Origin of the sequence: uncultured Paenalcaligenes sp., assembly GCF_947630565.1 — a bacterium.
GTDB lineage: Bacteria > Pseudomonadota > Gammaproteobacteria > Burkholderiales > Burkholderiaceae_B > Paenalcaligenes > Paenalcaligenes faecalis.
Map to the genome: position 1 here is coordinate 1 of NZ_CANRIC010000071.1, position 7,380 is coordinate 7,380.

General features: G+C 45.9%; 8 protein-coding genes and 1 pseudogene. 4 read left to right on the forward strand and 5 right to left on the reverse strand.

All coding sequences use genetic code 11. The annotated features are described in order from the left end of the window. The first annotated feature begins 131 nt into the window (after positions 1 to 131). Complete coding sequence (locus Q0Z62_RS10255) at positions 132 to 1,283, forward strand: ABC transporter substrate-binding protein (RefSeq protein WP_298054198.1); 1,152 nt, start codon at positions 132 to 134, stop codon at positions 1,281 to 1,283. A 62-nt stretch (positions 1,284 to 1,345) separates the two neighbouring features. Here Q0Z62_RS10255 and Q0Z62_RS10260 read toward each other — a convergent pair whose 3' ends face one another. Together Q0Z62_RS10260 and Q0Z62_RS10265 are read right to left on the reverse strand one after the other, a co-directional pair. Further along, a complete protein-coding gene (locus Q0Z62_RS10260; RefSeq protein ID WP_298054207.1) occupies positions 1,346 to 2,152 on the reverse strand; it encodes a sulfite exporter TauE/SafE family protein in 807 nt (268 codons plus the stop codon). 63 nt (positions 2,153 to 2,215) lie between these two features. After that, positions 2,216 to 2,746 carry a DUF2478 domain-containing protein gene (locus Q0Z62_RS10265; RefSeq protein ID WP_269900540.1) on the reverse strand — a complete coding sequence of 177 codons (531 nt, stop codon included), beginning with the start codon at positions 2,744 to 2,746 and terminating at the stop codon, positions 2,216 to 2,218. Between the two features lie 65 nt (positions 2,747 to 2,811). Between Q0Z62_RS10265 and Q0Z62_RS10270 the strand changes: the two genes are divergently transcribed. Next, positions 2,812 to 3,381 carry a DUF3617 family protein gene (locus tag Q0Z62_RS10270; protein ID WP_269900539.1) on the forward strand — a complete coding sequence of 190 codons (570 nt, stop codon included), beginning with the start codon at positions 2,812 to 2,814 and terminating at the stop codon, positions 3,379 to 3,381. On the opposite strand, the gene Q0Z62_RS10275 is transcribed toward Q0Z62_RS10270, so the two are convergent. Together Q0Z62_RS10275 and Q0Z62_RS10280 are read right to left on the reverse strand one after the other, a co-directional pair. Continuing rightward, complete coding sequence (locus Q0Z62_RS10275; protein WP_298054213.1) at positions 3,341 to 4,603, reverse strand: O-antigen ligase; 1,263 nt, start codon at positions 4,601 to 4,603, stop codon at positions 3,341 to 3,343. The genes Q0Z62_RS10270 and Q0Z62_RS10275 overlap by 41 nt on opposite strands. A 130-nt stretch (positions 4,604 to 4,733) precedes the next feature. Continuing rightward, positions 4,734 to 6,146 carry a GntP family permease gene (locus Q0Z62_RS10280; RefSeq protein WP_269900537.1) on the reverse strand — a complete coding sequence of 471 codons (1,413 nt, stop codon included), beginning with the start codon at positions 6,144 to 6,146 and terminating at the stop codon, positions 4,734 to 4,736. Between the two features lie 149 nt (positions 6,147 to 6,295). Here Q0Z62_RS10280 and Q0Z62_RS10285 point away from each other — a divergent pair, with 149 nt between their 5' ends. Further along, on the forward strand, positions 6,296 to 6,505 hold the full coding sequence (locus tag Q0Z62_RS10285) for a hypothetical protein (protein ID WP_298054220.1): 210 nt from the start codon (positions 6,296 to 6,298) through the stop codon (positions 6,503 to 6,505). Here Q0Z62_RS10285 and Q0Z62_RS10290 read toward each other — a convergent pair. Beyond that, positions 6,427 to 6,647, reverse strand: a pseudogene (locus Q0Z62_RS10290) (transposase). The gene Q0Z62_RS10285 and the pseudogene Q0Z62_RS10290 sit on opposite strands and share 79 nt — an antisense overlap. 21 nt (positions 6,648 to 6,668) lie before the next feature. Between Q0Z62_RS10290 and Q0Z62_RS10295 the strand changes: the two are divergent. Further along, positions 6,669 to 7,380: transposase (locus Q0Z62_RS10295; protein ID WP_298054218.1), on the forward strand; the 712-nt coding region annotated here is incomplete at its 3' end.

A 7,380-nucleotide genomic window follows, 5' to 3' on the forward strand; every position in this document is an offset into this window, starting at 1 on the left:
CGGGCGTGATTGAATATCACGGCGCCTAAACCGATGACAACAAGAATCACCTTGCTTTAGCTGGGTGAGCTTCAATTGTGTTAAATGATAGATAATCAGAGCATTGACTTAGCTTAGCCCAAGGGAAAAACATGAAAGTAAAAAACACCGTTGTTTTATTTAGTGCAGCAGTGGCTGCTATGACAGCATCTTCCGTATTTGCTCAGGTAAAAATCGGTACGATTGCTTCGTCTACTGGGATGGTATCGGCCATCGGAATTCCGCAGCGTAATACAGCGATGATGCTGCCCACTAAAATTGGTGACTTAACCATCGAATATATTCATTTAGACGATGCCAGTGAGCCAAATAATACGGTGACTTCCGTTAAAAAGCTGCTGACAGAAGAACAGGTCGATGCCATTATTGGACCATCAGGTGCTCCGCATGCATTAGCGCTGATTGATTTAATTAGCGAGGCAAAAACGCCATTGCTGGCACCGGTGGGCTCCATTTCAGTGGTGTTGCCGATGGATGAAAAACGGAAGTGGGTATTTAAAACTACGCAGAATGATGGCTTGGTCGCAGATAAGCTACTGCAGCATATGCAGGATAACGGAGTTAAAACCTTAGCGTTTATTGGGACAGCTGATGCGTACGGCGAGACATGGTATGGGGTACTAAACGAAAGATTGGCCGCTAAAGGCATTACCTTAGTCGCTAATGAACGTTTTAAACGTCCAGATACTTCTGTGACAGGGCAGGTTGTGAAAATGATGGTGGCTAAACCTGATGCGGTATTGATTGCTGCTCCGGGTGGGCCTTCTGTGTTGCCGCAGGCCACATTATTCGATCGCCATTACGAAGGTACAATTTATCAAACTCATGGTGCAGCCATGAATGATTTCCTACGTTTGGGTGGTCAAGCCGTAGAAAATACGATTTTGGGTGGTAGTTTGATGTTAGTGCCTACCGAGATTCCAGATGATAATCCGTCTAAAGCGATTGCCCTAGACTACATGAATAATTACAACGAGCGATATGGGCACATGCCAGCGACATTTGGCGGTAATGTGTATGATGCCTCTTTATTGCTCATGGAAGCCTTACCAGTAGCAGCTACAAGCGCTAAGCCGGGCACGGTAGAGTTCCGAGAAGCCTTGCGAACAGCGTTGGAAAACATTAAAGAATTACCGGGTACTCAAGGTATCTATAACATGACGCCCGAAGACCACAGTGGGTTCGATGAGCGTGGGGTAGAGCTACTCACGGTTAAAAATGGCGCATGGACGTTGGTTAAATAATTAACACAACTAAAAAAGCGGCTTAGGCCGCTTTTTTAGTTGATAAGAGGTGGAAAGTCTATTTATAAAATATTAAATGCATTTAGCAGTACGATACAGGCAGATAAGGCGCACAAAGAGGCAAAACCCATTTGTATAAAGGTGGCTGGGATTTTTGGGGCAACAATACGCCCTGCAATCATGCCGCCTACCACAAAGGAAACAAAAGGCCATGTGACCGGGGGCAAGGCAACATGCGAGGTGAGAGCATTGATGACGGTTACGGCAGAAATTAAGGCAATAACCATCAACGATGTGGACACAATGCTATGCATTTTTAGATTAGTAAAGCGTTTGAGCATAGGAACAATAATAAAACCGCCTCCTACGCCTAATAACCCAGTCAGTAGACCCGATACAGCCCCAATACTACCTATAGTCAAAAAGCACGGCATAGTCCAAACAAATTTGCCCGAGTTATCTGACACCATACATGCTTTAGCACGGCTGTCATGCGGTGATAGGCCTGATTTTTGTGTGTGGCGAGCTTGATTAAACATGCGCCCAGCAACAATAAACATCACCAGACTAAATAGCACCATAAGCCAGAGTTCGGGAAGACGCTGTGCGAGCCAGACCCCTAGCGGTGAGATGGCCCCACCTACGATGGACATAAGCAAGGCGGCTTTGTAACGCACCATACGTCGGCGTAATCCATCGATGGCGCCGGTTAAGGCGGCTAAACCAACGGCAATTAAGGCAATAGGCGCTGCGGTTGTCATGCTTAGGCCTACGCCAAGCACTAAGGCAGGCACAGCCAGAATCCCGCCACCTGCTCCGGTTAAGCCTAGGGTCAGCCCCACAATAAAACCTAAAAGACTGCTCAGCATATTGAACGTTACTTATAAGAGATGAATTTATCCATATAGTATAACCTTATATGCTTATTCTTTTTAGTTATTAGCGGGGAGGCTATTAAACCAATGTTGTATGTGATTAAGGTCGGCCTCTAGTTCTGTGGCTAATCCGCCAGAAAACTCGCGCCAAGCATCTAAGAAACGAGTGGCAACCACGGTGAGCATAGGGTGGCCTTGGCTCATGATTTCTAGCATTTCATCGGCAAAACCCTCGCCTTCGGCTTCTAGCTTTCCAAAACGGTTCACAATAATTAGGTCTGGATTTTGTGTGCGGGCTTTTTGCAGGATTACACTGGCATTGCTAATGGCTTCTGAGTCTAAACAGCAGCTGGTATTGTGTTCGCCTAAATTTTGGGCGATGGAGATATATTCGCCGTTGGTCAAATTGATGATACCCATTTTGCTGCGGTAGGCGAAGCTGACCTCTTCAGGAGCCTGTGTAACACCTAGCACTACTTTGCCTTGTTCTTGGGCATATTGAATAAAGGCTTGTAAATGCTCATCAGCGGCGTCTGCGCTTTCGTGTACGATTGCGCCTATAGGTAAATGATTGTCAATGTGATCCATCGGGATTCCAGTTGTGCTAATGTTGAAAACGAGTTCGTTTTATTGGCTAAGTTAAGAAGGCATTTATGAAAAAAATTGCAGTTGGCTCGTTGTTATTGTGTGTAGCCTTGCCTATGCAGGCGGCCCCTTTTTCGGTACAACCACAGCCTGGAGAATGGCAAGTTAGCACACAGACTTTTGTAGAGGGGAATAACGTTGGGCCACAATTACTGCTTATTAAACAGCAAGCGGCTGCCTTTTTAAAGCCTGCGCAGTTAGAAAAACTCAATAAATATGATCCTAGTCAGTTTAATGAGTGTTTAACACCTACTCAGGCTTCTGTTTTAGCTGATCCGCAAAAGAGCATGGATTTTTTAGTCAAAGCCTTGGGTCAATGTCAGTTGCAATTAGATAGTCAAACACATAATGCCATGACATTTAGTGGTTACTGCGATGCCTCTAAACACGGGATAGAGGGTAAAGTGAATGGGCAACTTAACTATCAGAGTCAGACACAGGTGACAGGTTTTATAGAGGGGGTGGGGACATTGCCCCCTCCGGTGCAGTTGCTGTTGTTGGGCAGGGTGCAACCCCAAGTCCATTTACGCAATAACTTTACTGCTGATTGGCAGCAGACATCGTGTAGTGCTCGATAGTATTGCGCAATAGTCCAGCCCAAATCATCAACCAAAAGGCAAACATCATAACGCCACTGTTATGAGCAAAAAAGACTTGAGATAAACCAAAGTCAATATACGCAACAGAGAGTAATGTACCTGCGACGGAAATGGAGCGAATGGCAAGGTTGGAGTGAATTAAGTAGGGACTAAAATACCAGAGCGGGACTAAATATAATGCTAATAACGTCATTAGTCCTACTAAACCACGTTTTGCGGTTTGATCAATGAGTTCATTGTGAGCATGTCCGAATTGGCTAACGACGGGGTTGGCCTTACCTTGTTCAGCTAAATGCTGCATGGCAGGTTGGTAGCCGCCTTTGCTCCAGCCAGTGATGGGTTTCTCTTTAATGAGCTGTATCGCTCCATGCCACATTTCAAAACGGGCGCCGACAGATGTGTTGCTGTTTCCTTGTTGGTATTGCTGAACATCCTGAAAAGCGTCATAAATGCGATCTTTTACATGGAGTTGGGGCGTAAAAAAAACAGCTAGGGCGGCTATAGTCAGTAGACCGCTTGCTATGATTTTGGTTCTGAAGCGAAAAAAGGGATGGTAGGCCTTAAATAGTACAAGTAGTACAAAGGGCAGGCCCACCCAACCTCCGCGGCTGCCTGACAATAATGACCCAAAAATACCGCTCACAGCCCCTAAAGAGAGCAGGATTAGATAAGGTTTTCGTTTGTGATGTTCAAGTCCAGATGCCCAACCTAAACCCGCTAGGCAAAAAAGGGCTGACAACATGGATAAGTTACCAAATTGAATGGTGTGGGTATAGCCCTCTGCACGGCTAATTCCCATCATAAACTTTTGGACTGAGGCAGTGATTCCAGTTCCTATAGTCCCAATACCTAAGCCTAACCAAGCCCAATGCAGTTGAGGCTTTGTCCAACGTATCAAGAAGAAAACAGGTATAGCAAAGGCAAAGCGAATAATCTTGTCATAGGAATTTAGCCCTAACTGATGGCAAAGATTATTGATCGCTCCCTCTATACTAAATAACGCTAATACACCCAATAGCACATAGTCTGAGCGATTAAGCTCAACCTTAAACTGGGTTAGCGTGTAGAGGCCGCCTAAAAGTAACAACATCGCCCCTAAGGAATACCCGCTTGGTACTGTGAGAGCAAGTAGGGCAAAAAGGAATATGGCGATGCCGCAATAGCGGGACATGGCCGATGAGGCGGAATAAGTCTCAAGCATATAAAAGAAATAAGCAGAGCAGTAAGATAAGGGAGCTTATTTTAGGCCAGATTCTATAGTTGTAATTTGTAAGAGATGTGATAAAAAAAACGCCCTCTTTGAAGAGAGCGTTTAGCCTAAATCTTCTGTATTAGAAACTACCGAATAATGTACCTAATGTAATGACGGTAATAATAGCAAAAACAGGCGCTATCATCGTCACCATTGCTATATTTAAGTAAGCTTGGCGATGATTTAGTTTACAAATCGCCAGAAGCGTAATAATAGCACCACAGTGAGGCAGTGTATCAAAGCCACCGGCAGCCATTACAGCGACACGGTGCATAAGCTCAGGGCTAATCCCAGCTTGTTGTGCCATGGCTAAATAATCGGCGCCTAAGGTCTGTAAAGCGATACTAAGACCACCCGATGAAGAACCAGTGATACCAGCCAAAACGTTCATTGCAATGGCTTCGGAAATCAATGGGTTACCTGGGGTTAAGTTCAATACGGCATCACGAATAATAGTAAATCCAGCTAGACCCGCAATAACTGCACCATAACCTACTTCAGAAGCCGTATTAAATAGGGGAAGCATAAAACCAAATACCCCTTGGTTTACGGTTTCTTTTAGGTTTTCCCATTTACCCAGACGCGTCACCACTAGGGTAAAACACGCTGACACGAGTGCAATAATTAATGCCCATAGACCCGCCATTTTTTGCGGCGTGACCTGAGGGAATTTTTCGATTAGTGCACTGAAATCCGTTTTAGGGAAAACTAAATAGGTAAAAATCGCATTCACACCAATAACCAAGATTAATGGTAATAGCGCCAAAAACAATGGCATGGTGGATAAAGGCCCTTTTTCGTATTCAATATTGCCATCCATAGGGATATTACGGTCACTTTCATGATCCCCATAGCCCTCGCTAGCGGCTTTCGCTTTATTGACACGAGTTTGTAGCCACCATAGACCACCAACTAACATGATGGCAGAGGCAATGAGACCTAGCCCTGGGGCGGCAAAGACGTTCGTGCCATAGTAGGGGATAGGGATGGCATTTTGAATAGCTGGAGTGCCCGGCATGGCGGTCATTGTGAAGGTAAAGGAACCTAGCGCAATGGTCGCAGGAATAAGACGTTTGGGAATCTCAGCAGCACGGAATAGATCACGAGCAATGGGGTAAATGGCAAAGGCCACCACAAATAAAGAAACGCCGCCGTAGGTTAGCAGGCCACATGCAATAACCACAGTGGCCAGAGAGTGCTTAGGCCCTAAGCGCTTTACAATCCAGCGGGCAATAGTATTCGCAGCGCCAGAATCAGCCATGAGCTGCCCAAAAAGAGCCCCTAGCAAAAAGATGGGTAAAAACTGGAGTACATAGCCACCAAGGGCTTTCATAAATGTTTCGGTGTAAATGGGCAATAAAAAGCCAAGATCACCGGATAAAAACACAGCTAGTGCCGCCATCAACGGGGCTAACAATAAAACCGTAATCCCTCTATATGCTAAAAACATCAATAGCAGTAGAGAGACAATAATAGCCAAAGTACTAGACATCGCTAGGGCTCCAAAAAACAGTAAAACAAAAACTGCGTGGTGAGACTGCTACATAATCAAGCGGGATTGTACTCGGATCGTTATATACTTAGCACCGATTTGATCAAATAATTAGATACAAATTCGATATATAACTGAAAATGCGGAAAATGACGTCTCTAGAACTCGTATTGCGACAATGTGGCACGCTATGTGGCGTGCTTGTGTTGTTGTGTGGGTTATTGATACGTAGCTTGATACCGATTGGTTATATGCCGGACCCCGAGGCGTGGCGTAATGGTCAAGTGACGATGACCTTTTGTACGGCCGACGGGACCACGATCTCAATAGGCGCACCGCCACAGCTTCCAGCAAAGTAGCTAGGCGACCAGAGAGCACCACCCCATAGTTTGTTGTGAATGCTCGGATACTTCTTTTTGCGAATCATCCGGCAAAGACCAAGTGAACGTGCATGTTAAAAACACAGTGTCTACCGCGTCGAATGTCGTTGTTTTTCTTCATGGGGCAAGTATAATTCTTAGTATGAAACGATTGCAAGCCTATCAATACGAACTCAAGCCCAACGGTGCTCAGCGACGCGATATGCGCCGCTTTGCCGGTGCGTGTCGTTTCGTGTTCAATAGGGCGTTGGCGTGGCAAAAAGACCGTTATGCTGCCGACAGCACGACGAAGTTCAGCTATACCGTTCTGGCTAATTTCCTGCCTGCTTGGAAGGTAGACAAGGAAACAGAATGGCTGAAACACTCGCCAAGCCAGAGCTTACAGCAAGCGTTAAAAGACCTAGAGCGCGCCTACAAAAATTTCTTTGCCAAACGCGCTGATTTTCCACGCTTCAAGAAAAAAGGGCAATCGGATAGCTTCCGCTATCCACAAGGTTGCAAGCTCGATCAGGAGAACAGCCGTATTTTTCTGCCGAAACTGGGCTGGGTGCGCTACCGCAACAGCCGCGACGTGTTGGGTACGGTGAAAAACGTCACGGTAAGTCATAAAGCGGGCAAATGGTTCATCAGTATTCAGACCGAACGCGAGATCGAGCCACCGGTTTCACAAGGCACGTCAGCGGTTGGCATCGACATGGGCATCGCCCGCTTTGCTACGCTTTCAGACGGCACGTACTATGCTCCGCTTAACAGTTTTAAGAAGCACGAGGTTGCGTTGCGCAAAGCGCAACAGGTCATGAGCCGCAAGATTAAATTCAGCAACAACTGGAAAAAAGCGAAGGCTAACGTCCAAC